The following is a 399-nucleotide window of genomic DNA, read 5'->3' on the forward strand; positions in this document are numbered from 1 at the left end:
GGTATGAAAACCTGTAATAACATGACCGGATGACGCCTTGTAATCACGAGACAAGCCGCCAGTCAGTGACTGAGTTCCCAGCCGAACGTCACGCACGTAGCGGGAGTCAAAGTTGGCGTAATTTCCCGGAATGACCTGAGCACCGCATAACCAGTTTCCGTTATTATCCATGTACGCCTGACCATCGGTGCCATTGGCTGTCCTTGAGTTATTAATCATGTAGATGCCAAATTGCTTATTTCCCAGACCGCCAATCATAAATTTGCGGTCGGCGTGATTCTGGCGAAGCAACGCCTGAGCGCTATCAGTGTTAACTATATTTTTCCCAAAGATAGCGTTGTTATCGCGCATCTGAATCCACATACCATTACTGCTGTTAATAGCAAAACGGTCTGAAAG

At 47.1% G+C, this 399-nt stretch carries 1 protein-coding gene; it reads right to left on the minus strand.

Features of this window, described 5'->3' with window-relative positions; all coding sequences use genetic code 11:
- On the minus strand, positions 1–351 hold a 351-nt coding region (locus ETC00_RS20200; RefSeq protein ID WP_216369617.1), incomplete at its 3' end, for a hypothetical protein.
- Positions 352–399: the final 48 nt, after the last annotated feature.

It is taken from the genome of Brevibacillus sp. MCWH (genome assembly GCF_013096935.1).
GTDB classification, from domain to species: Bacteria; Bacillota; Bacilli; order Brevibacillales; family Brevibacillaceae; genus Brevibacillus; species Brevibacillus aydinogluensis.